Origin of the sequence: Methylocystis sp. L43 (assembly GCF_015709525.1) — a bacterium.
GTDB lineage: Bacteria > Pseudomonadota > Alphaproteobacteria > Rhizobiales > Beijerinckiaceae > Methylocystis.
This window is the reverse complement of the sequence record NZ_JADNRA010000028.1, coordinates 121605-143325: the sequence shown is the minus strand read 5'-3', so window position 1 is coordinate 143325 and position 21721 is coordinate 121605. Positions and strand designations below refer to the sequence as shown.

Annotated in this window: 21 protein-coding genes; 8 read left to right on the top strand and 13 right to left on the bottom strand. The window is 63.2% G+C overall.

Features of this window, described 5'->3' with window-relative positions; all coding sequences use genetic code 11:
- The 3 genes from IYX23_RS09975 to IYX23_RS09965 form a co-directional block, all read left to right on the top strand.
- Positions 1 to 511: transposase (locus IYX23_RS09975; protein ID WP_210332539.1), on the top strand; the 511-nt coding region annotated here is incomplete at its 5' end.
- A gap of 475 nt (positions 512 to 986) precedes the next feature.
- Positions 987 to 4625 (top strand): vitamin B12-dependent ribonucleotide reductase, encoded by a 3639-nt coding sequence (locus tag IYX23_RS09970; RefSeq protein ID WP_196392626.1) that lies wholly within the window; start codon positions 987 to 989, stop codon positions 4623 to 4625.
- A gap of 51 nt (positions 4626 to 4676) precedes the next feature.
- On the top strand, positions 4677 to 4844 hold the full coding sequence (locus tag IYX23_RS09965) for a hypothetical protein (RefSeq protein ID WP_158273670.1): 168 nt from the start codon (positions 4677 to 4679) through the stop codon (positions 4842 to 4844).
- A 364-nt stretch (positions 4845 to 5208) separates the two neighbouring features.
- On the opposite strand, the gene IYX23_RS09960 is transcribed toward IYX23_RS09965, so the two are convergent.
- The 4 genes from IYX23_RS09960 to IYX23_RS09945 form a co-directional block, all read right to left on the bottom strand.
- Positions 5209 to 5532, bottom strand: coding sequence for a GIY-YIG nuclease family protein (locus IYX23_RS09960; RefSeq protein WP_196392625.1), 324 nt, complete (start codon positions 5530 to 5532; stop codon positions 5209 to 5211).
- 87 nt (positions 5533 to 5619) lie between these two features.
- Positions 5620 to 6441, bottom strand: a complete 822-nt coding sequence (locus IYX23_RS09955; RefSeq protein WP_196392624.1) for a lysophospholipid acyltransferase family protein — start codon at positions 6439 to 6441, stop codon at positions 5620 to 5622.
- A gap of 48 nt (positions 6442 to 6489) precedes the next feature.
- Positions 6490 to 7635, bottom strand: a complete 1146-nt coding sequence (locus IYX23_RS09950; protein WP_196392623.1) for a PHB depolymerase family esterase — start codon at positions 7633 to 7635, stop codon at positions 6490 to 6492.
- Between the two features lie 31 nt (positions 7636 to 7666).
- Positions 7667 to 8083, bottom strand: coding sequence for a CopG family transcriptional regulator (locus IYX23_RS09945; protein ID WP_196392622.1), 417 nt, complete (start codon positions 8081 to 8083; stop codon positions 7667 to 7669).
- 211 nt (positions 8084 to 8294) lie between these two features.
- Here IYX23_RS09945 and IYX23_RS09940 point away from each other — a divergent pair, with 211 nt between their 5' ends.
- The 3 genes from IYX23_RS09940 to IYX23_RS09930 all read left to right on the top strand — a co-directional run bounded on the left by IYX23_RS09940 (position 8295) and on the right by IYX23_RS09930 (position 10593).
- Complete coding sequence (locus IYX23_RS09940) at positions 8295 to 8846, top strand: SRPBCC family protein (RefSeq protein ID WP_196392621.1); 552 nt, start codon at positions 8295 to 8297, stop codon at positions 8844 to 8846.
- Positions 8847 to 8929: 83 nt separating this feature from the next.
- Positions 8930 to 9532: an SRPBCC family protein gene (locus tag IYX23_RS09935; protein WP_196392620.1), complete on the top strand. Its 603-nt coding sequence runs from the start codon at positions 8930 to 8932 to the stop codon at positions 9530 to 9532.
- A 59-nt stretch (positions 9533 to 9591) separates the two neighbouring features.
- Positions 9592 to 10593 carry a YncE family protein gene (locus IYX23_RS09930; protein ID WP_348643646.1) on the top strand — a complete coding sequence of 334 codons (1002 nt, stop codon included), beginning with the start codon at positions 9592 to 9594 and terminating at the stop codon, positions 10591 to 10593.
- Positions 10594 to 10750: 157 nt separating this feature from the next.
- Here IYX23_RS09930 and IYX23_RS09925 read toward each other — a convergent pair whose 3' ends face one another.
- On the bottom strand, positions 10751 to 11962 hold the full coding sequence (locus tag IYX23_RS09925; protein WP_196392619.1) for an FAD-dependent oxidoreductase: 1212 nt from the start codon (positions 11960 to 11962) through the stop codon (positions 10751 to 10753).
- Between the two features lie 125 nt (positions 11963 to 12087).
- Between IYX23_RS09925 and IYX23_RS09920 the strand changes: the two genes are divergently transcribed.
- A complete protein-coding gene (locus IYX23_RS09920) occupies positions 12088 to 12495 on the top strand; it encodes an NADH:ubiquinone oxidoreductase subunit NDUFA12 (protein WP_196392618.1) in 408 nt (135 codons plus the stop codon).
- A gap of 86 nt (positions 12496 to 12581) precedes the next feature.
- The gene (locus IYX23_RS09915; protein ID WP_196392617.1) at positions 12582 to 13340 is read left to right on the top strand and encodes a DUF2155 domain-containing protein; all 759 of its coding nucleotides are present in this window, start codon (positions 12582 to 12584) and stop codon (positions 13338 to 13340) included.
- On the opposite strand, the gene aat is transcribed toward IYX23_RS09915, so the two are convergent.
- The 8 genes from aat to lptG form a co-directional block, all read right to left on the bottom strand.
- Complete coding sequence (aat, locus tag IYX23_RS09910) at positions 13337 to 14005, bottom strand: leucyl/phenylalanyl-tRNA--protein transferase (RefSeq protein WP_196392616.1); 669 nt, start codon at positions 14003 to 14005, stop codon at positions 13337 to 13339. The genes IYX23_RS09915 and aat overlap by 4 nt on opposite strands.
- Positions 14006 to 14074: 69 nt before the next feature.
- Entirely contained in the window at positions 14075 to 14395 is a 321-nt protein-coding gene (locus IYX23_RS09905; protein ID WP_196392615.1) for an MliC family protein, read from the bottom strand.
- Positions 14396 to 14433: 38 nt separating this feature from the next.
- A complete protein-coding gene (gene accC / locus IYX23_RS09900; RefSeq protein WP_196392614.1) occupies positions 14434 to 15792 on the bottom strand; it encodes an acetyl-CoA carboxylase biotin carboxylase subunit in 1359 nt (452 codons plus the stop codon).
- Between the two features lie 13 nt (positions 15793 to 15805).
- The gene (gene accB, locus IYX23_RS09895) at positions 15806 to 16327 is read right to left on the bottom strand and encodes an acetyl-CoA carboxylase biotin carboxyl carrier protein (RefSeq protein ID WP_196392613.1); all 522 of its coding nucleotides are present in this window, start codon (positions 16325 to 16327) and stop codon (positions 15806 to 15808) included.
- Between the two features lie 7 nt (positions 16328 to 16334).
- The gene (aroQ, locus tag IYX23_RS09890) at positions 16335 to 16778 is read right to left on the bottom strand and encodes a type II 3-dehydroquinate dehydratase (protein WP_196392612.1); all 444 of its coding nucleotides are present in this window, start codon (positions 16776 to 16778) and stop codon (positions 16335 to 16337) included.
- A gap of 92 nt (positions 16779 to 16870) precedes the next feature.
- Positions 16871 to 17632, bottom strand: coding sequence for a DsbA family protein (locus IYX23_RS09885; protein WP_246716618.1), 762 nt, complete (start codon positions 17630 to 17632; stop codon positions 16871 to 16873).
- 116 nt (positions 17633 to 17748) lie between these two features.
- Positions 17749 to 20331, bottom strand: a complete 2583-nt coding sequence (gene lptD, locus IYX23_RS09880) for an LPS assembly protein LptD (protein WP_196392610.1) — start codon at positions 20329 to 20331, stop codon at positions 17749 to 17751.
- Complete coding sequence (gene lptG, locus IYX23_RS09875; protein WP_196392609.1) at positions 20331 to 21416, bottom strand: LPS export ABC transporter permease LptG; 1086 nt, start codon at positions 21414 to 21416, stop codon at positions 20331 to 20333. Before lptG ends, lptD begins: the two co-directional genes overlap by 1 nt.
- Positions 21417 to 21721 lie beyond the last annotated feature (305 nt).

The following is a 21721-nucleotide window of genomic DNA, read 5'->3' as shown; positions in this document are numbered from 1 at the left end:
CCAGCGCGAGCGGCGCGCCGACAAACGCTTGAAGAAAAGCATCGCGCGCCTGCGCAAGGCGCTCGAAAAGGAACTCGCCGAACTCGACGGCGAGATCGACGATTATATGCGCGGCACGCCCGCCTGGGCCGAAAAGCAAGATCTGCTCGCCTCCGTTCCAGGCGTTGGGCCAGTGATTGCGCGCACGCTGATCGCCGAACTGCCGGAACTTGGCGCGCTCGACCGCAGGCGAATCGCGGCGTTGGCCGGCCTTGCGCCCTACACCCGCCAATCCGGTCAATGGCGCGGCAAGAGCTTCATCGGCGGCGGCCGCAAGACCGTGCGCAGCATGCTCTTTCTCGGCGCCATGGTTGCCGCCCGTCACAACCCCGTCCTCAAGGCCTTCCGCGACAAACTCGTCGACAGCGGAAAGCCGAAGATCGTCGCGCTCATCGCCGTCGCCAGAAAGCTCCTTACGATCCTTAACGCCATCATCAGGGACGCAAAGCCATGGCGCACACAAAACGCTTGATCGCCAAGACAGTCGCTGAGGAGCCTGCGATAGCAGGCGTCTCGAAGGGCGAGGGCTGATGCGCGCTGATGCAGCTCAAAAAGTCCCGCTTGCCGAATCTGCGCAGATGCCGGACGCTCATTCCTACCCGACTGGAGTTTTCCCCTTTATCCACTAACTTATCCACATGTTGTCGATTTTTTAATTTTCATCACTATATCTTGACGTCGTCGCAAGACTCACGCAGTCTGGAGGCAAGACGGAATGGCGACGCGGCGAACGATCTCAAGGACGTTCGGCGAGTTTCGGCGACAGCCGGACGAGAGCGTTGCTTTGCGTGGGCGTGATCCTCGTTTTCGGCGTGCTTTCAATCGCGGCGTATCCATCCGCGAGCGCGGGGCGCGCGTCTTTCGAGTTCAGAATTGGCAAAAATTGCGTCGCGGGCCAGCGAATGGCTGCGTGCGGGCGGACGCCTGCGCTTTGAGGGGATGAGACGATGAAAATTGAGCGGCGCTACACCAAGGCGGGCGAATCCCCCTATGCGAACATTCCGTTCCGCACGACGAAGAGCGAGATCCGCAATCCCGACGGCTCGATTGTCTTTTCCCTCGACAATATCGACGTCCCGAACCAGTGGAGCCAGGTCGCCGCCGACGTTCTGGCGCAGAAATATTTCCGCAAGGCCGGCGTGCCGGCGCGCTTGAAGCGCGTCGAGGAGAACGCCGTGCCGTCCTTCCTGTGGCGCTCCGTCGCCGATACGGAAGCGCTCAGCGAACTTCCCAAGGACCAGCGCAACGGTTCCGAAATCTCGGCCAAGCAGGTCTTCGACCGTCTCGCCGGCGCCTGGACCTATTGGGGATGGAAGGGCGGCTATTTCGACGCCGAGGAAGACGCCCAGGCGTTCAGCGACGAGCTTCGCTACATGCTGGCCATGCAGATGGCGGCGCCCAATTCCCCGCAATGGTTCAACACCGGCCTGCACTGGGCCTACGGCGTCGACGGGCCGAGCCAGGGGCATTTCTACGTCGACTACGCCAACGGCAAGATGGTGAAGTCGAAATCGGCCTATGAGCATCCGCAGCCGCACGCCTGCTTCATCCAGTCGATCGCCGACGATCTCGTCAACGACGGCGGCATCATGGATCTGTGGGTGCGCGAGGCGCGGCTGTTCAAATACGGCTCCGGCACCGGCACCAATTTCTCCAAGCTGCGGGGCGAAAAGGAGAAGCTTTCGGGCGGCGGCTCGTCCTCCGGCCTGATGTCCTTCCTCAAGATCGGCGACCGCGCGGCGGGCGCGATCAAATCCGGCGGCACGACGCGGCGCGCGGCGAAAATGGTCGTCGTCGACATCGATCATCCCGACGTCGAAGCCTTCATCGACTGGAAGGTGAAGGAGGAGGAGAAGGTCGCCTCGCTGGTCACCGGCTCGAAGATCGTCAAGAAGCATCTGAAGGCGATCATGCGCGCCTGCATGAACTGCGAAGGCCCCGGCGACGACTGCTTCAACCCCGAGATCAATCCGGCGCTGAAGCGCGAGATCAGGCTCGCACGCAAGAACGACGTGCCGGACAATTACATCAAGCGCGTCATTCAGTTCGCCAAGCAGGGCTACAAGGACATTCACTTCGACACCTATGACACGGACTGGGACAGCGAAGCCTATCTCACCGTCTCGGGTCAGAACTCCAACAACTCTGTGCGCGTCACGGACGCGTTCCTGCAGGCGGTCGAGAAGGACGACGACTGGAGCCTCATCAAGCGCCTCGACGGCAAGACGGCGAAGACGCTGAAAGCCCGCGATCTGTGGGAGAAGATCGGCTATGCCGCATGGGCGTCCGCCGATCCGGGAATCCAGTTCCACACGACGATCAACGACTGGCACACCTGCCCGGCGGGCGGCGCCATTCGCGCGTCCAATCCGTGTTCGGAATATATGTTCCTCGACGACACGGCCTGTAACCTCGCCTCGCTCAATCTGCTGCAATTCCGCGATCTCGAGACCAAGCGCATCGACGTCGAGTCTTACGAGCACGCCGTCCGGCTGTGGACGGTGGTGCTCGAAATCTCGGTGCTGATGGCGCAGTTTCCTTCAAAAGAGATCGCGCAGCTGTCCTACGACTACCGCACGCTGGGGCTGGGCTTCGCCAACGTGGGCGGCCTCTTGATGTCGTCTGGCGTCGCTTATGACAGCGACGCGGGCCGCGCCATCGCCGGCGCGCTTTCGGCGATCATGACGGGCGTCTGCTACGCGACCTCCGCGGAAATGGCCAAGGAACGCGGCCCCTTCGCGCGCTTCATGGAGAATCGCGAGGCGATGCTGCGGGTCATCCGCAATCATCGCCGCGCCGCGCATGGCGAACGCGTCGGCTATGAGCAACTGGCGATCACGCCCGTGCCGCTCGACGTCGCCTCCTGCCCCGATCAGCTCTTGGTCGAACGCGCCGCCGCCGCCTGGGACAGAGCGCTCGCGCAAGGCGAACTCTACGGCTATCGCAATGCGCAAGTCACTGTCGTGGCGCCGACCGGCACCATCGGCCTCGTGATGGATTGCGACACCACCGGCATCGAGCCCGATTTCGCGCTCGTTAAATTCAAGAAGCTCGCCGGCGGCGGCTATCTCAAGATCGTCAACCGCGCCGTGCCGGAAGGGCTGCGCTCGCTCGGCTATCGCGAGAGCGAGATCGCCGAGATCGAGGCCTATGCCGTCGGCCACGCCTCGCTCTCCAACGCGCCCGCGATCAACACCACGAGTCTGCGGGCGAAGGGTTTCACGGACGAGAAGATCTCGGCGGTGGAAGGAGCGCTGCGCAGCGCCTTCGACATCAAATTCGTCTTCAACAAATGGACGCTCGGGCAGGATTTTCTCACCGGCGTGTTGAAAGTCCCAGCGGCTTCGCTCGACGACAAGAACTTCGATCTGCTGACGCATCTGGGGTTCTCGCGCGCCGACATCGACGCCGCGAATGTGCATATCTGCGGCGCGATGACTCTGGAAGGCGCGCCGCATTTGAAGCGCGAGCATTATCCGGTGTTCGATTGCGCCAATCCCTGCGGGCGCACCGGCAAGCGCTATCTCCTGGTCGACTCGCATATCCGCATGATGGCGGCGGCGCAGCCTTTCATCTCGGGCGCGATCAGCAAGACCATCAACATGCCCAATGACGCCTCGATCGAGGATTGCGAACAGGCCTATCTGCTGTCGTGGCGCCTCGGGCTCAAGGCCAATGCGCTCTATCGCGACGGCTCCAAGCTCTCGCAGCCGCTCTCGGCGCAGCTCATCGCCGGCGACGACGACATCGATGCGATGGACGTCGTCGAGGAACTCGTGACCGCCAATATGCCGGCGCGCGCCGCGGCCATCGCCGAACGCATCGTCGAGCGCGTCGTGCATCAGGTGATCCGCGAACGCGAGAAGCTGCCGAACCGGCGCAAGAGCTACATTCAGAAGGCGACGGTCGGCGGCCACAAGGTCTATCTGCACACGGGCGAATATGAAGACGGGCGGCTGGGCGAAATCTTCATCGACATGCACAAGGAAGGCGCGGCCTTCCGAAGCCTGATGAATAATTTCGCCATCGCGATTTCGCTCGGCCTGCAATATGGCGTGCCGCTCGAGGAATATGTCGACGCCTTCACCTTCACCCGCTTCGAGCCCGCGGGTCCGGTGCAGGGCAATGACGCGATCAAATATGCGACCTCGATTCTCGACTATGTGTTCCGCGAGCTTGCCGTCTCCTATCTCGGCCGCAACGATCTCGCGCATGTCTCGCCCGAAGACGTCGGCCATGACGTGCTCGGCAAGGGCCAGCATGAGGGCAAGGCGCCCGAGACGAATTCCGTCGTCTCGCGCGGTCTGCTGCGCTCCAAGACCGACCGGCTAATGGTGGTGCAGGGCGGCGGGGCAGTCGCTTTACGCGAGACGCCGGATGCGGCGCATGAGGCGGACGATCCGACCTCGACGCTCGGCTGGACCGAGCCGACGAAGACTGTCACCGGCGTCGCCGAAAAACGCGCCGAAGCGCGCATGAAAGGCTATGTCGGCGAAGCCTGTCCCGAGTGCGCGAACTTCACGCTCGTGCGCAACGGCACGTGTCTGAAATGCGAGACCTGCGGGGCGACGACGGGGTGTTCGTGAGGAACTAATTGTAGTGAGAGTGCGGAGCCTAATCACCGAATTAACGGAGACATGAACATCATGGCGAAAAATGAGAAAACGAGCAGCCGCGTTGCAACAATCGCTTCCAAAGCCTTGCAAAATCCAAGCTCAGCAACAAGGAAACAAATCAAGACACTTGCTGCCTCTGCATTGACGCAAGCGGCCGACAAATCCAGCACAAAATCGCGCAAAAAGTAAACTGCGGCGCTCGCCTTTGTAGGCGCCGCAGCCCTCGTCCTTCGAGACGCGCCCTGCGGACTCTCCTCAGGATGAGGACTGCTTCTGGCGCCTCAAGGTTGATATCGGAACGCGCGGTCACACTCGGGACGTTCACGCTGGACGTTGCGCAACATAAGGCGCCTCATCCTGAGGAGCCTGCGCAGCAGGCGTCTCGAAGGACGAGGGGCCGACTCCAGTCTGCAAAAAAGTTCAACATTTGCGTTGGTCACGCGAAGCAGCAATTCTGAATCGCGCAGTCCTCGTCCTTCGAGACGCGCCTGCAGCGCTCCTCAGGATGAGGACTGCTTGCTGGCGCTTCATGGCATGGGCTGCCGCGGGCGCTTCATGATGAGGACTGTTTGGGACCGCCCTTCTTGTTTCTGCGCGCCGCGAGCGCCGGCAGCGCGTGATAGTCGCCTCTGATCAGCGCCTCTTTCTTCGCGCGGCTCCAGCCCTTGATGCGCCGCTCAGTTGCAATAGCGTCGGTCAGGCGCTCGAAATGTTCGGACCAGACCAGCTTCACAGGTCGCCGCCGCGCCGTGTAATCGGCGTTGATTCCGAGATTGTGCTCGCTGACGCGGGTTTCGACCTCTTTGCGCGTCAGCCCGGCGTAATAGCTGCCGTCGGCGCAGAGCAGGATGTAGACGCTCGCGCCTGCGTCGTGCATCGCAGTCCTCGTCCTTCGAGTCGCGCCCTGCGGGCCTCCTCAGAATGAGGAGGCTTGGTTTGCGCAAATGATATTTCCTTTAAGCCGCTACAAGCAGTCCTCATGCTGAGGAGGTTGCGCAGCAACCGTCTCGAAGCACGAGGACTGCGATGCTTCGCGGCTGCGCTCAACCGACGCCAGCGACTCGGACACACGCGCGCGCGTCTCCATAGCGAGCGTCTTGCGGTCCTTGCCGGTCGTTTCGATCGCGTCGCCAAAAACAATGTGACATTGCGTAGGGCTGCGCTTCATCAAGCGCCACAGATGCGGCAGGAAGGTCATGTCGCCATACCAGCCGACGTCAATTCTGCGCTCGCCGTCTGAATAAGATATCGCCACAGGCGCGAGCGTCGGCGCTTCGCCGGGCGCCGCCATCGCCTCCAGCGGCGCGAAATGCGCCGAGCGAAAAGGCAGGACGGCCGCGCCGTCGTTCGACGTGCCTTCGGGAAAGACGACGAGATCGCCGCCCGCGCGCAGCACGTCAGCGAGTGAATCATTGACGCGCGCAATATCCTGCTTCGCGCCGCGTTCGATAAAGACCGTGCCTTGCAGCCGCGCCAGCAGTCCGAGCACAGGCCAACTCGCGACTTCGCTCTTCGCGAGAAAGACAAAGGGGTAGAGGCTCGCGAGCGCGATGATGTCGGTCCATGACACATGGTTGGCGACGACAAAGCGCGGCGCCTTCAAAGGCAGGGCGCCGCGCGCATCGACCTTTATGCCGATGACGGCGCAGACCACGCGGCAGAAGCGCGTCTGTATCGCGTGCTGAATCGGCCAGCCGCGCCGACGCGCCAGCGCCTGGAGCGGGACAAGAAAGAGAAGAGCGCCCGCCAGCGTGAGGACGAAGGCGAGCGCGCGCAGATAGGCCATGGCGCGCAGATGCAGCGCCTCTAAGACAGGCGCATGACAGCGCCTGCGCTACCGCGCCGTCGCGGCGTCCGCGAGGAAAAACCGCACCATCTCGCGTGAAGCCTCGGGACCATGGCGATCGGCGAAGGAGCCGTCGGGATTGCCGCCCGACCAGGCGTGGCCGAGCCCCTCGACAGCCCAATGTTCCAGCTGCGGCACGCCGCGCGCGTCCGCGATGACGGTGCGGCTGTAATTGCGGCCGCCCGCCGATCCGGTCTCGCGCGTTTCGCGCGCGAGCGCATCGGCAAGATCGAGCCGAGCCCCTGCGATGATCGTTTCGCCATTGGTCGGATGCACCTTCTGGTCGGCTTCGCCGTGGAAAACGATTGTCCGCACGCCGTCAGACAGCGACCTGCGCGCCGCGCCGAGCTCGAATTTGCCGCCCATCGCCGCGAAGGCGGAGGCGACGTCGCTGGCCGAGCCATGCGCGAGACCGGAATGTATGCCGACTGCGGCGTAGAGCTCCGGATAGGTCGCGGCCATTGTCGCCGCCATGGCGCCGCCGGCCGACAAACCCGCCACATAGACGCGCGACTCATCGACGCGCCACTCCGCCATGATGGCGCAGGTCAGGCCGGCGATGAGGCTCGGCTCGCCCTTCTCGCGGGTCTGATCCGCCGGGTTGAACCAGTTCCAGCAGCCCATCTGATTGGCTTGGGTGGACTGCGCCGGATAGGCGACGATGAAACCATGTTCTTCAGCCAGTTCGTTCATTCGCGAGCCGACGGCGAAGTCGTCGGGGTTCTGCGCGCAGCCGTGAAGCATCACGATCAAAGGCCGTTTGCCGTCTCCAACGCCATTGGGCGCATAGACCTTATAGTCGCGGGCGCCGGCCGGGCCGACATGGCTGCGCGAGACATAGGCGGCGCCTGCCGGAACGTCGATTTTGGGCGCTTTTCGCAGGGCGACGAGCGGCGCGCCGCTTTGATCAAGGCCCGGAAGTCCGGCGTGACGCAGCAACTCCACCGTCTCGCCGAGCGGGCGGCGCAGACGAAACGTCGGGGGATGCGGCTCGGCGTGCGCGGCCGGCTGCGGCGTTGGCGCTGCGGCGCCGTTCGTCAGCGCGCGCATCAGCACGCGCGTCGCTTCGTTGAGATTTTGCTCGCGGGTCAGCTGCGTCGCCCTGTTGAAGGCGCTCGTCAGGAGGTTTTTCATTTGTCTACGCCTCGCGGGAGAGTGGGGAAGGTCAACTGATGCGGTCCTGGAGCGCCGCCTTGACGGACTTGCTCGCTTGCAGCGCGCCGAGCACCGTGATGGATTCAATGGTCTCGCGCGCGAGTTCCGGCGTGACGTCTTCGGCGATGGACGCCAGTCCCAGGACATGGATGCGCAGTCTGCGGCCCGCCGCCTTTACGGCCTCGAGGTCTTCGCGACTGTAGTGGCGCAAGCCGAGATCGAGCGTGTTCCGCACGATGCACTGCTTGACCGCGTCCGCATGCGCGCCGAGCTGATTGCGAATCGCCGTGCGGATGAAGTCGGTGCGGTTGGAGTAGAAGCCTTCGCGCACCAAGAGATCGATATGGCCGAGATCGACATAGCCTACATTAATCGTGATTTTCTCGGCCTCCGGCGGCCTTTCTCGCAATTTGTGTATGTCCGGCATAGCCGTCCTCTTACCATCTGTCTGGATGGTATATGGATGGTGGTGACTTGGGGCGCAAGTGGCGCACACGCCCTTCACGCCATCGTCGACCTGACGACGGCGCCCGCGCGGTCGAGTTCTTCGCTACTCTTGACGCCGCCGCTTGAGGCGCCCTTATGTGCGCCTGCCCGCTCACACTGGCGGCCAAGATCAGGCTTTCTGGGAGATCCTAATGACGTTTGTGCTTGCGCGCCGCGCATGTGTCGTTGCGGCCCTGTCGCTGTTTTCCGCCGGGCTGCTCGCCGGTCCCGCCTTCGCGCACGGCCCGTCGCGCCAGAAGGTCGTCGAAAAGATTGAAATCGACGCCCCGGCCGCGAAGGTCTGGGAGATCGTCGGCAATTTCCAGGATTGGAACTGGCATCCCGCTATTGCCAAGACGGAAGGGACGGGCGGCAACGCCGCCGACGCCAAGCGCAAGCTGACCCTTAAGAATGGCGGCGTGATCGAGGAGTCGCTGACTAAATATGACGCCGACGGCAAGTCGCTGAGCTACAAGATCGACGCCGTCGACGTGAAAGTGCTGCCGGTCAATAACTACGCTTCGACGATCAGCGTGAAGGAAGACGGCGGCAAGAGCGTCGTCGAATGGAAGGGCGCGTTCTATCGCGGCTTCATGAATAATGATCCGCCGCCGGAACTTTCCGACGAGGCGGGGCTGAAGGCGGTGGGCGATATTTACAAGTCCGGTCTCGCCGCATTGAAGGCCAAGGCGGAGAGCAAGTAGGCGCCGCTCATGAGGGTGAGGAAAACACACGCGAAAGCGGGCTTCCTCGTCCTTCGAGACGCGTGCTGCGCACGCTCCTCAGGATGAGGAAGCCCTTCACCCTATCGCCCTGGGGCGATATCGCCGCAACGCGCCGGCGCATCCTTGGCGCCGCGGCGGGGCTCGCTGTGTTTCTGCCGATCGCCGCATTCGCGGCGCATGGCGCGTCGCCGCTGAAAGTCGTCGAGACGACGATCGTGGATGCGCCGCCCGGCAAAGTCTGGGCGGTCGTCTCTGACTTCGCTCACGCCGACTGGCTGCCGGGCGTCGCCAGTGTAGAAGCATCGGGCGACGATGTTCCCGATCAGGCGCGGCGCAGGCTGATCATGGCCGACGGCGGCGTCATCGAGGAACTGCTGACGAAACGCGACGCCGAGCGGATGCTGCTTGGCGTCCATCGCGAAGGCGATGACGTGAAGCGGCTGCCAGCGACGAATTACACCGCGCTGATTACGCTGCGGCCGGCCGAAGGCGGCAAGACGCAGGTCGAATGGAAGGCGCGCTTCTACCGCGGTTATCCCAACAACGACCCGCCACCGGAATTGAACGACGACGTCGCCATCGCCGCGGCGACGGGGCTGCAGCGCGCCTATCTCGCCGCCTTGAAGGCGAAGGTGGAAGCGAGCGTTCCCTCTCCCCGCCAATAGCGGGGAGAGGGCTAGGGTGAGGGGCTTGGTGATTTTCCGAACCTATGGCGCATGATCGGATGTATAGGACAAATGCCCCGGCCCCTCACCCATCCCCTCTCCCCGTAAACGGGGAGAGGGGATGGGCGCGCGCCTTACTCGCCGGTCTCTTTGTTGTTCTGGCTTCACCCGCCCTGGCCGACGAGGCCTTCATCACCGCGCAAGGCGCCGACGCGCTGTCGATCGTCGATCTTTCCAAAATGCAGACCGTCGCGACTCTGCCCATCGGCGGCAAGCCGGCGGGCGTCGCGGTGTCGCGCGACGGCGCGCGCGCCTTCATCACCAGCCCGGAAGGCAAGTTTCTCACCGTCATCGATGCGGCGACCCGCACCATCGAGAAGCGCATTCCGGTCGAAGGCGGGCCGCTCGGCGTCGCCGTGAGCCCCGACGGCAAGCGCGTCTATATCGCCGACCTCTATGGCCGGCGCCTCGTCGAGATTGATCTGGCGAATGGCGCGCAGCGCAGCGTCGGCGTCGGCGCAATGGTGTCGGGCGTCGCCGTCACGGCGGACGGCAACACGATTGTCGTCGCCGACCGCGACGACAATGCGCTTTCCATTATTGACGCGGCGACGCTTTCACGCGTCGCGATCATACCGGTCGGCAAGCATCCCTTCGGCGTGACGATCGACGCCGCCGGCGCGCGCGCCTATTCGGCCAATGTGGAATCCGACGATGTCAGCGTCGTCGACCTCGCTTCTCGCAAAGTCGTCGCGACGCTCAAATGCGGCAGCCGGCCTTACACGGTGGCGCTCGCCAAGGGCCGTGTCTTCGTCGCCAATCAGCATGCCGACAGCGTCAGCGTCTTCGACGCTGAAAGCTTGGCGCCGCTCGAAACGATAAAGGTCGGCGAATATCCGGAAGGGCTTGCGGTCAGTGGCGACGGCGCGCGAGTCTATGTCGCCAATTGGTTCTCAAACGAACTCTGGGCGGTCGACGCGCAGACGCTGAAAGTTCTGGGCAAGGCGGAGACCGGCGACGGCCCGCGCGCTTTCGGCGCCTTTATTCGCGGGACGAACTGACGCGGCCGTCATAAAGCATCCGCAGGAACAGTTGGGATGTCATTCCCGACGCGCGCAAAGCGCGCGATCGGGAATCCAGAATAGTTAAACTTTGCGGGAGTTGCTCTGGATTCCCGGTCAGGCCTTCGGCCTGCCGGGAATGACAAGAGGGATTGCATCAAGGCGTTTCAATATGCTCGGGCCGCACGCCGAGTCCGATGAGCCGCGCCGGCAATCGACGCAGCAGCGGCACGGCGTTGAGGAGTCGCAGCGCCAGCGGCGCATCGAAGGGCTTCTCCGCCGAGAGCACGCTGCGCACCGCGCGATTCTGGATGGCGAGCTGAAGGGCCTGCGTGACGCGGGTCGGAAACTCCCGCCGGCGCTGCACGGCGCGCACGTCCTCATCGCTTAGCGTGTTGGCGCGCAGCTTGGCGGCAAGGAGATTGGCGGCGGCGACGGCGTCCTGGATCGCCAGGTTCACCCCGACGCCGCCAACCGGCGACATGGCGTGCGCGGCGTCGCCGATGCACAGCAATCCGGGACGGCTCCAAATCTTGAGGCGGTTGACTTGAACGGTCAGCAGGCTGACGTCGGTCCAATCCTTGAGCGTGTCGACGCGATCGGCGAGAAAGGGCGTTAAGCCGGCGATCGACTCACGAAACGTCTCGATGCCTTTCTCGCGCAATTTTTCGGCGTCGCCTTTCGGAATGACGCAGCCGCACTGCCAGTAGGAGCCGCGATCGATCATCGCCAGCATGCGCCCCGGCGCGACGCGGCCGAAGCTTTCGTCGGGATCGCTTTCCTTGCGCGGCAGCTTGAACCACAGCACGTCCATCGGCGCGCCGAAATCCTCGACGGGGAGCTTCGTGTCCTCGCGCATCCGCGAGCTCCGCCCATCGGCGGCGATGACGAGCTTGGCCTCGATCTTCAGTTCTCCTTCCGGCCCTTTCGCCGAAACGCCGCAGACGCGGTCGCCGTCAAACGAGAGGCGCTCGCCAGCGGTTTGCATCAAAAGCCGGAAGTTGGGCAGCGCGCGCGCATGCTCAGCGATAAAGTCGAGAAAATCCCACTGCGGCATGAAGGCGATGAAATTGCACGCGCCGGGGAGGCTCGAAAAGTCGGCGACCTTATATTGACGCTCGCCGATCCAAGCCGAAAGCGCATAGGTCTTGTGGTGCGGAAGCCGCAGGAATTCATCGAGCAGGCCGAGTTCGTCCATAATGCGCAGCGTCGATGGGTGAATCGTGTCGCCGCGAAAATCGCGCAGAAAATCGGCGTGTTTTTCGAGGACGATGACGTCAACGCCGGCGCGCGCGAGCAGAAACCCGGCCATGAGCCCGGCAGGGCCGCCGCCGACGACGCAGCATTGGGTCGAAAGGGTCGCGGACATGCAGTCCTCCGTCTGGGGCGCCGCAAGCGGAAGCGCGAGCGGCAACGATGGCGGGGTTGCGGCAAGGCTGGACATTGGCGCCATCAGACGCAATAAGGGGCCACAAAATTGAGGACGCCAGATACATGTCCTATATCGTTCGCTTCTTCACCTGGTGGAACCGCGCCACGCTCAGCACCGGCCTGTGGACGCTGCTGTACGGCGAGCGCGTCGGCGAAGATGAATTCGGCAATGTTTATTACCGTCGGCGCGGCGGCAAGATCGATTCCGCGCTCGGGTTTGAACGGCGCTGGGTGATTTATAACGGCTATTGCGAGGGGTCGGCGACGCCGCCCGGATGGTATGGCTGGCTGCACCACACGGTGGATACGCCGCCGACGGACGAGACCTATCGGCCGCGCGGCTGGGAGCTTCCGCATCAGGCCAATTTGACCGGAACGCCGCAGGCCTATCGGCCGCCGGGCTCTCAGCTTGCGCTGGGCGAGCGGCCGCCCGCCGGCGGCGACTACGCCCCCTGGCGGCCCGAAGGCTGAGCGGCGCTCTCCTTGGAAAGGCCTTTCTTGCCTGCTTTCGTCCCCGGCTTGTTTTTGAAGCGGGCGGAGAATCATGCGGTGATCGGATGAAGTTGCCCTTATCCCTGACGCCAGCGGCTGTCGGCGCGTGGGCTTTATTTGCGGTCGCCGCGTCAGCCGAGCCGATCCGGCACCCGACCGCGATCTTCGCCGGCCTCGACAAAACCACTGGCCGCATCATCAATTTTGACGTCGCGATCGACGAAACGGTGCAGTTCGGCGCCCTTCAGGTGACGCCGCGCGTGTGCAACACGCGACCGCAGACCGAAACGCCGCAGACGACGAGCTTCGTCGAGGTGGACGAACTCATCCTCAAGCCGGAACGCCGGGGCGACCCCAAGCCCGAATCGGTCAAGACCGACGCTAAACAAGAGGCGAAGCGCGTCTTCTCGGGGTGGATGTTCGCCGCAAGTCCCGGTCTCCACGGCGTCGAACATCCGGTCTATGACGTCTGGCTGGTCGACTGCAAAGGCGGCAAGGAGACGGCCGCGCCGCCCGCTGAGGCGGCGGCGCCGGCGGCTCCGCCTGCCGAGGCCGAGGCGACCGCCGCTCCCGAAGGCGCCAGCGGCAAGAAGCGCCGCTCGCGCAGAGTTGAGCCGACGGCGCCGCCGCCGATGGAAAATCAGCCGATCGGACCCGTCGATCAGGCCGCTCCGGCGCCCGTCGAGCCTGAGGCGGCTCCTGCGCCAGCGGAAGATCCTGCCGCCTCGCCGACAGGCGGACGCAAGAAGAAGAAGCGGCGCGCCGAACAGCCCAGTCCCGCTGCGGCGCCGCCTCCAGCGAACAGCCCGCTTTTCCCCTTCTAGTCCGCGAGCGCGGCCAGCGCCTGAGCGCCGCTCACGGGCGCGTTCTTCGGCCAGACGTTGAAGTTGGCCTTCTCGGGGAGCGCCTGTTCGAGCGCGCGATGATATTCCTCGCGCGAAACCTCGATCGCGCCGAGCGAGGCGAGATGCGGCGTAATGAATTGCGTGTCGAGCAGCTGAAAGCCGCCCGCTCGTAACCGCCCCATCAGGTGAACAAGCGCGACCTTTGAGGCGTCGCGTTCCAGGTGGAACATGCTCTCGCCGAAAAATGCGCTTCCGAGAGCGACGCCGTAGAGCCCGCCGACGAGACGCCCATCGAGGCGGCATTCGACCGTATGTGCGAAGCCAATATCGAACAGCGCGCGATAAAGCCTGTGAATTTCGGCGTTGATCCAGGTCCGCTCACGTCGAAACGCCGGAGCGGCGCAGGCGTCGATCACTGCGTCGAAATCGCGATCGACGACGACCTCGAAACGATCAGATCGCACGGTCTTGGCCAGGGAGCGCGACACGATGAAGTCATCGAGCGGAAAGATCGCGCGCCGCTCCGGATCGACCCAGTAAAGCTGATCGTCGTCAGCGCTCTCGGCCATTGGGAAGAGCCCGATGGAATAGGCTCGGAGTAGAAGATGCGGGGTGATCGCATAGGGGGCGTTGAGGCGGGACATCTATTCAAGGATAGCGGCGCGAGAACGCCGCGCCACCCTCGGGTGCGAGTTTCTTTGAAGAAAATCGAATTAATGATGCGTCGTGAAGTTGAGCTTCGCGCCCCGCCACGCGACCATCGCGTCGTCGCCCTTGTTCCAGAACTCGATGTTCTTTGCGAGGTAACGCGCGCCGCTTGCGGCCATGGCCTGCTTGGCCATTACGGTCTCGCCCTTAAAGACAAGTTTGGCGCGATCGGCGTTCGCGCCCAGGAAAGTGACCGTCAGAGCGGCGTCGGCGTCGCCCGAACAGGTGAAGACGAAGGGACCGCGCACGGTGGTTTTTGCGTGGGCGGATGAGAGCGGCGCAGTTGCCGTCAGAACCGCTGCGACGACGACGAAGGATCGATACATCTTCTTGCTCCTTCGCTCTAGTTCTTGCACCTTCGCTCTTAAAAATCGGGCTCGATGCCGCCCGTGGCCAAGAAATGTTCCAACCAATGAATGTCGTAAATTCCGTTTTGAACGTCGGCGTTGCGCACCAGCGTGCGAAACAGCGGAAGCGTCGTATCGATGCCGTCAACGATAAATTCGTCGAGCGCGCGACGCAGTCGCATCAGCGCTTCCGTTCGGTTGCGACCGTGAACGATCAGTTTTCCGATGAGCGAGTCGTAGTTGGAGGGGATCGTATAGCCCTGATAGACTGCTGAATCGACGCGGACCCCGACGCCGCCGGGTGGATGGTAATAAGCGATGCGGCCGGGCGAGGGCCTGAAGCTCGCGGGGTGCTCGGCGTTTACGCGGCATTCGATGGCGTGGCCGTAGAACCACATGTCTTCCTGTCGCAGCGAGAGCGGCGAGCCTGCCGCCACGCGGATCTGTTCGCAGACGAGATCGACGCCGGTGATCGCCTCCGTCACCGGATGCTCGACCTGAATGCGCGTATTCATCTCGATGAAATAGAATTCGCCGTTTTCGTAGAGAAACTCGATCGTGCCGGCGCCGGCGTATTGCATGTCCCGCATGGCGCGCGAGCAGATCTCGCCGATCTCCGAACGCTGCGCGTCATTGAGCGCGGGCGAGGGGCTTTCCTCCCAGATCTTCTGGTGACGGCGCTGGAGCGAACAGTCGCGCTCGCCGAGGTGAACCGCCTGGCCCTTGCCGTCGCCGAAAATCTGAAACTCGATATGGCGCGGCTTTTCGAGGAATTTCTCGAGATAGACCGTATCGTCGCCGAACGCGGCCTTTGCCTCGGTGCGCGCGGTGGCGATCGCGATGGGAAGGTCATGTGCGTCGCGCGCGACCTTCATGCCGCGGCCGCCGCCGCCGGACGCCGCCTTCACCAAAACGGGAAAGCCGATCCTTTCGGCGATCTTGAGCGCTTCCTTTTCGCTCAGGATCGGCCCGTCGGACCCGGGCACACAGGGAATGCCGAGCTTTCTTGCCGTCGCCTTGGCTTCGATCTTGTCGCCCATCAGGCGGATGTGCTCGGATTTCGGGCCGATGAAGGTGATGTTGTGCTCTTCGAGAATCTCCGCGAAGCGCGCGTTCTCCGAAAGGAAACCGTAGCCCGGATGCACGGCGTCCGCGCCGGTGATCTCGCAGGCGGAGAGCAGAGCGGGGATATTGAGATAGGAATCGCGGGCGGCCGCCGGCCCTATGCAGACGGATTCGTCGGCGAGCTTGACATGCATGGCGTCGGCGTCGGTGGTCGAATGCACGGCGACTGTTGCGACGCCCAGTTCTTTGGCTGCGCGCAGGATGCGCAGCGCGATTTCGCCGCGGTTGGCGATAAGGATCTTGTCGAACATCTCTTACCGCCGCCTACTCGATCACGAGGAGAGGTTCGCCGTATTCCACAGGCTGGCCGTCCTCGACCAGTATCGCCGTCACAACGCCGGATTTGGTGGCGACGATGTCGTTGAATGTCTTCATGGCTTCGATCAGCAGGAGCTTATCGCCGAGCGAAACGCGCGCGCCGATCTCGACGAAGGGCTTTGCGTCGGGATTCGGTCGAAGATAGGCGGTTCCCACCATCGGCGACTTTACCGCGTCCGGGTATTCGGCGGGTTCCGCGACTGGAGCGGGGGACGTGACCGACTTTGCCAAGGGCGGCAGGGGCTGGACCGGCGGCGCGGCGCCGACGCTCACGATTGCTGCGGCAGGCGCGCGCGCCGCGCGGATACGCAAATCGCCCTTCTCGACCTCAAATTCGGTCAAATTGCTGTTTGCGACGAGTTCCGCAATCGTGCGCAGCAGATCCGCGTCGATGGCGGGCGCGGGCGCGGCGACCGACGCGGGTTTGCGGGAGGAAGCGGTGCGAGGCGGTTGAGCTTTGCGCGCCATAAGTGTCTCAGCTCTTTCTCAGTTCGTTTTCAAAGACAGCGTCAAGGGCAAGAACGTACGAGAGCGGGCCAAAGCCCGCGATCACGCCGCGCGCCACGGGCGAAATGTAGGAATGGCTCCGAAAGCTTTCGCGTGCGTGCACATTGGATAGATGCACTTCGATGACCACAGCTTCCGCGCCCTTGATCGCATCATAGAGCGCGATCGATGTGTGCGTCAGCGCGCCAGCGTTCAAAATGACAGGCGCGCCCGCGCCGCCGGCTTCATGGATCCAGTCGACGAGATCGCCTTCGTGGTTGGACTGCCGGAAAACCAGCGACACGCCGCGTTCGGCGCAACGCTTCTCCAGCGTCGCGCGGATATCGTCGAGCGACGCCGTTCCGTATATCGCGGGCTCGCGCCTGCCGAGAAGATTGAGATTGGGACCGTTAAGCACATGGACGGCTGACATAGCGCTTCCGAAAACGTTCCCCGAAAAATCTCACAGGCGGCAGGCTGTCTGTCTTAGCCGTGTTGTCGCCGCAAAGAAAGCCCGTCGCCGCGTTAGCAGACGGTCTTGCCGCATTTGCGCAAGTTTTCGATTTTGGCCTTCAGTTGCGCGTAGGGCACGCCGCCGACGATCGCCTCTTTGCCGATCACCCAGGCGGGCGTCCCATCGAACCGCAGCTCATCGGCCAGCGTCGCGACTTCCTTCAGTGCGGCCTTTGTCTCCGCGCTCGACATGTCCTTCTCGAGACGAGGCATGTCGGCGCCGACGTCCTTCGCCGCCGCCAGCGCCTGCTGCTTGCCGATGTGGCCGCGAGTCGAGAGCAGCTTGCGATGGAATTCCCAGAACTTCTGGCTGTCGAGCTGCATGCGCGCAGCGGTCGCGACCTGCGCCGCCTCGACGGAATCGGGGCCGAGAATCGGGAAGTCCTTGAGCACCACCCGCAGCTTGGGATCCGCCTCGATCAACTTGGCGACCGAAGCCATCGACTGTTTGCAGTAGCCGCAGTTATAGTCGAAGAACTCGACCAGGGTGACGTCGCCGCTCGGATTGCCCACGACGGCCTGATTGGGCGAGTTCACGATTTTATCGCCGTGCTGGCCGACGGCCTTTTCGCGTGTGGCGGCCTCGGCGACCTTCTCGCGCTTTCCAAGCTCGTCAATTGCCTCCCGGACCACTTCCGGGTTGGAAATGAGATAGTCGTGCACGACCTTCTCGATCTCGACCTTCTGCTTGCCTGAAAACTCCTCGGCGAAGAGCGGCGTGGCCGCGCCTAGAGCGAGACATGCGCCGGCGGCGAGCGAGATAAAAAAGCCCATTGCATTCTCCTTTGCGCGACAGCGCATCCGTGTCGAAGCCCCTTCGTCGCCGCGCTTCTAGCACAGGGGGCGGCGGGCGTCCTCCCGACCGAGATAGAACAGTTATCTAGAACAGCTCAGCGGGGCAGGGCGGCGGCGGTCCCCACGCCATCGTTCACCAGCACCGAACCGACGCCGTAATTGAACTTCGCTTCGCCCAGGGTGCGCAGCTGGAGCGTGACCATTACCGTCTGGTTGCGCGCCGGCAGGCCCGTGTAGGACTGCGGCTGATAAATCTGCGAATAATTGATCGAGAGCGTCGTGCATTCGTCCTGATAACCGATGCCGCCGCCGAGCGTTGCGACCGAGAATAGGGGCGCCGTGCCGGTGAGATTTGAGCCCGTAAGCGTCGTTCCGTAGTAGGTGGTCGTTGGATTGGTGAGCGAGTTATAGAGGTAGCGGCTCATATCGAAGGTGACGGTGCCCATCAGGAAATAGTTTTTGGTGATGTCGTATTTACCGGTTGCGGAGAGTCCCTGACGACGCACGTCAAAGCCGATCGCCGGCTGTGAGGCGTAATTTGCGTATTGGAGCTGGAGCGAGATCGGATCCAGATTCATTGTCGCGAATACGTCGAGCCGGCGCGCGCGCAAGTTGCCCTTATCGAAGCGGCCCTTGGCGACGAGGCTGAGGAGGGACGACGGCGCAAAGGCGAAGCGCCCGACGATGTCCGACGCGCGCGAGTTGAGGCCGGAATCGAGGCCGACGTTCGCCGCGTCCGCCTGCGCATAGGAGTTGGCGCCGGCGACCTGGCGCGACTGGCCGATCATCGCGTTGATGAAGCCCCCGTTGGACAGCGACAAGGTCGCCTGGCCGCCATAGTTGAGGCGCGTGCCGGTCTCGAACCGGTCGTAGCCGGAGAACTTGCTCCACTCGAACAGCGTTGAATCGTCGAAAACGAGACTTTGCGCGTCGATGTTCACCAGCGATGGAATCGACGTCTCGTTCGGACGGGCGATGACTTGCGCGATCGGTTCGAAGACGATGTCGCCGAAAAAGCTCCTGGCGAGGATCGGATAGCGCCATTCGGCGCCGAAGCCTGGCAACGCTTGACCGCGGAAGCGATTGTCCGCGCCGTTGAAGAATTGCCCCTGCGCGGCGTTGGGGATCGGCGACAGACTCTGGTTATAGATCGGGAACAAGCCTTGCCGGTCGTAATCGAGATAGCTTCCCACGAAACGCGCGAAAGCGAACGGGGTCCACACGCCGCCGACCGGATCGATGATTTTGCGCTTCCAGGCGCCGCTGACCGTCGCGTGCTGGTAATCGCCGCCGACGCCGCGCAACAGACAGCCGCTCTGCGCCGGGTCGGGCGCCCGCCCGTAAATCTGGCAAACGTTGTACAGGCTATAGATGCGGTCGAGCGTTCGCGGCTGTATGGACTCGAAGTTCGCGACATTGGCGGAAGTGCTCGTCACATTGGCGTCGAGTTCAACCTGTCCGCCAACGCCTGCCGTCGCCGCAGGATCAATGTCGAAGACGCGGTTATAGTCGATCACCGGATGGACGACCGGCTGCTGCGCCTGCACGTCATTGGGCGACAGCAGCTGGAAATAATATCCGCGCATGTCGAAATAGCTGCGCGGTCCTTGGCCGGTCAGATAAATCGTCGATGACGCTTCGCGGAAGAAATAGTTCTGCAGGAGATAGTTGTATTGCTGATAATCCTGCAGGAAGTAGCGGTCGGACAGCGCCGTAATGTCCCAGCCAGCGCGCCAACGGTCATTCAGCCAGAATTCGCCGAAAGACTGGATGGCGCCGCGCCACTGCTTGTTGCCTGCGCCGAGCGGGGCTTGCGCGAAGGCGCCCGTGTCTCCTACGTGCGTGCCCTGACCGCGGATCGTATAGCCGCCATTCTCAAAGCGCTGACGGAATTCGGCCGTGACGAACGGGCCCTGCCGGGAAAAATAGATCGGCGTTACGGTTAGGTCGTAATCCGGCGCAATCGCCCAGAAGTAAGGCACGCCCACGCCGGCGCCGAGCTGCTGGCGATAGATGAAAACCGGCGACAGAAAACCGGACTTGCGCTTCACCGACGGATCTGCCGACGACCAGAACGGCACATAGGCGACGGGCACGCCAAGAAGTTCGAAGGACGCATCCTCGTAATAGACCATCTTCTCGACGTTGTCGTGAATGATCCGTTTGGCGTGAATCGACCATGTGCGCGGCTTTGCGGGATCGTTTCGACAGGCCTCGCAGGCGGTATAGGTGCCCATTTCGAAGGTTGTCGTCTCGCCGGCCCGCTCGGCGCGCGGCGAGGTGAAATGCGTATTGTTGACGGTGTCGACCTGCAGGCTGTCGATGAACCCGTTCTTGAAATCGTCGGTGAAATCGAAACGCTCGGCCCTGGCGATGGAGCCGTCGGTCTCGGTCAGCGTGGCGTGGCCTTCGGCGAACACGCGCGACGTGTTCCGGTCATAGATGACGCGGTCGGCTTCGAGCAGCCGGCCCTTGTAATAGATCTGGACGGCCCCGCGCGCCGTGACGGTGTTCTTTTTCTCGTCGTAGACGAGCTCCTTGGCCTCGACGACCATGCGCGCGTCGGCGCCCGCAGCCGGCGGCGCCGCAGCGGCGGAGTGCGTGGCGAAAGCCGCCTCGACGAGCGCGAGCGCGCCCGCAAGAATGGATAGGCGCCGGGAGGAGCTGGTGAGCGCCATCAGCCGTCCTCCGAATAGAGCAAAATGACCGTGCCCAACATGCTCCCGACCAGCGCAGGCGACCATGCGGCCACTACAGGGCTGATCATGCCTGCGCCGCCGAGATCCGAGAGGACTTTAGTAACGATGTAAAGCATGAAGCCTGCGGCCACGCCACCCGAAAGGGTTTTTGCGACCCCGCCAAATCGAAAGAATCTTAATGAAAAGGAAGCGGCGACGAGGACCATCGCGACGAGCAGCAGCGGCCGCGCGAGAAGCGACTGAAACTGCAGCCGGTAGCCGGTCGCGTCGAGACCCGCTTCGGCGGTGCGCGCCGTCATTTCCGGCAGCGACCAGAACGGCGTGCCTTGCGGCGGCGTCGTCGCCGCGGCCACCTGCTCGGGCGTCAGGTCGGTGGCGAGCATGTAGGAGCCGACGCTGCGCGCCGGCTCTCCAGGCAGGCTGACCTGCGCGTTTTCGAGCACCCAGACCCCGGGCTCGAGCCGCGCGCGACGCGCTTCGACCCGCTCCAGGAAACCGCCCCGCGCCGCGTAAATGTTGACGCTGACCTCGGCCAGCTCCGAGCCGCCATTCGAAGAGTTAAGGGCGTGCATGATCGCGAGCCCGTCGACGCCGTGCTGGCGCAGCCAGACGCCGTGGTCGATGCGCAAACTGCCTGGCACGCCGAAAAGATCCCATTCCATTTGTTCGGAGCGCTGCTTCATGGAAGCCGAGAGCGGGTTGTAAATCGCCACGGACACAACCCCAATAAGCAGGGCGGTGAGCGCCGGCGGCGCAATGAACTGCCAAACCGACATGCCGGCGGCGCGGGCGACGATCAATTCAAGCTTCCTGGTGAGGTCGACGAAGGTCGCCATCGATCCGAAGAGAACGGCGAAAGGCAGGATCATTTCGGCGGCCGCCGGAACCCGCATCGCCGTCATCAGCGCGACGGTCGCCGCGCCGGCCTGCGGATTGTCGCTGGCGCGCCGCAGCATCTCGACGAAAACCACGACGAACATCAGACAGAAAATCGTAAAAAAGATCGCCAGAATGGTGCGCATAAACCGCAGCGCAAAATAGCGCGTGATCGTCGCCCCGATCATGGCTGCGGCTGTCCTCCTTTGTGTTTCGGCGCGCCGCCCCAGGCGGGAGCAGTTAAAGCCCTGTTAACGATCGCTAGACGCTCGCATCTTTCCGCGCAAGCGCTGCGCGGCTCCTCTGAGCCGCTCCAACATATTCAATTCGCGAGCGTTGCTTTTGCGCCACGTCGGATTTCTGCGTAAAGATCGCGGCGATTCCGCGGCGGGATGCGAATCTGGAATAGTTCAAAAAATGACCAGAGCCGTGATTGACCGCCGCCGCCCGCGGGAAGATAGTACGGGCCGATCCCGTCAAATCGCGCGCCTGG

Bases quoted from the DNA above. Each gene is read 5' to 3' on its own strand.
- IYX23_RS09920 (WP_196392618.1), top strand. From the start codon at position 12,088: ATGTCCTATATCGTTCGCTTCTTCACCTGGTGGAACCGCGCCACGCTC.
- IYX23_RS09955 (WP_196392624.1), bottom strand. From the start codon at position 6,441: ATGGCCTATCTGCGCGCGCTCGCCTTCGTCCTCACGCTGGCGGGCGCT.
- aroQ (WP_196392612.1), bottom strand. From the start codon at position 16,778: ATGTCAGCCGTCCATGTGCTTAACGGTCCCAATCTCAATCTTCTCGGC.
- IYX23_RS09925 (WP_196392619.1), bottom strand. From the start codon at position 11,962: ATGTCCGCGACCCTTTCGACCCAATGCTGCGTCGTCGGCGGCGGCCCT.
- IYX23_RS09945 (WP_196392622.1), bottom strand. From the start codon at position 8,083: ATGCCGGACATACACAAATTGCGAGAAAGGCCGCCGGAGGCCGAGAAA.
- IYX23_RS09885 (WP_246716618.1), bottom strand. From the start codon at position 17,632: ATGGGCTTTTTTATCTCGCTCGCCGCCGGCGCATGTCTCGCTCTAGGC.
- IYX23_RS09970 (WP_196392626.1), top strand. From the start codon at position 987: ATGAAAATTGAGCGGCGCTACACCAAGGCGGGCGAATCCCCCTATGCG.
- IYX23_RS09960 (WP_196392625.1), bottom strand. From the start codon at position 5,532: ATGCACGACGCAGGCGCGAGCGTCTACATCCTGCTCTGCGCCGACGGC.
- IYX23_RS09935 (WP_196392620.1), top strand. From the start codon at position 8,930: ATGAGGAAGCCCTTCACCCTATCGCCCTGGGGCGATATCGCCGCAACG.
- IYX23_RS09940 (WP_196392621.1), top strand. From the start codon at position 8,295: ATGACGTTTGTGCTTGCGCGCCGCGCATGTGTCGTTGCGGCCCTGTCG.
- IYX23_RS09915 (WP_196392617.1), top strand. From the start codon at position 12,582: ATGAAGTTGCCCTTATCCCTGACGCCAGCGGCTGTCGGCGCGTGGGCT.
- IYX23_RS09930 (WP_348643646.1), top strand. From the start codon at position 9,592: ATGTATAGGACAAATGCCCCGGCCCCTCACCCATCCCCTCTCCCCGTA.
- accB (WP_196392613.1), bottom strand. From the start codon at position 16,327: ATGGCGCGCAAAGCTCAACCGCCTCGCACCGCTTCCTCCCGCAAACCC.
- IYX23_RS09965 (WP_158273670.1), top strand. From the start codon at position 4,677: ATGAACATCATGGCGAAAAATGAGAAAACGAGCAGCCGCGTTGCAACA.
- lptG (WP_196392609.1), bottom strand. From the start codon at position 21,416: ATGATCGGGGCGACGATCACGCGCTATTTTGCGCTGCGGTTTATGCGC.
- lptD (WP_196392610.1), bottom strand. From the start codon at position 20,331: ATGGCGCTCACCAGCTCCTCCCGGCGCCTATCCATTCTTGCGGGCGCG.
- accC (WP_196392614.1), bottom strand. From the start codon at position 15,792: ATGTTCGACAAGATCCTTATCGCCAACCGCGGCGAAATCGCGCTGCGC.
- IYX23_RS09905 (WP_196392615.1), bottom strand. From the start codon at position 14,395: ATGTATCGATCCTTCGTCGTCGTCGCAGCGGTTCTGACGGCAACTGCG.
- IYX23_RS09950 (WP_196392623.1), bottom strand. From the start codon at position 7,635: ATGAAAAACCTCCTGACGAGCGCCTTCAACAGGGCGACGCAGCTGACC.
- aat (WP_196392616.1), bottom strand. From the start codon at position 14,005: ATGTCCCGCCTCAACGCCCCCTATGCGATCACCCCGCATCTTCTACTC.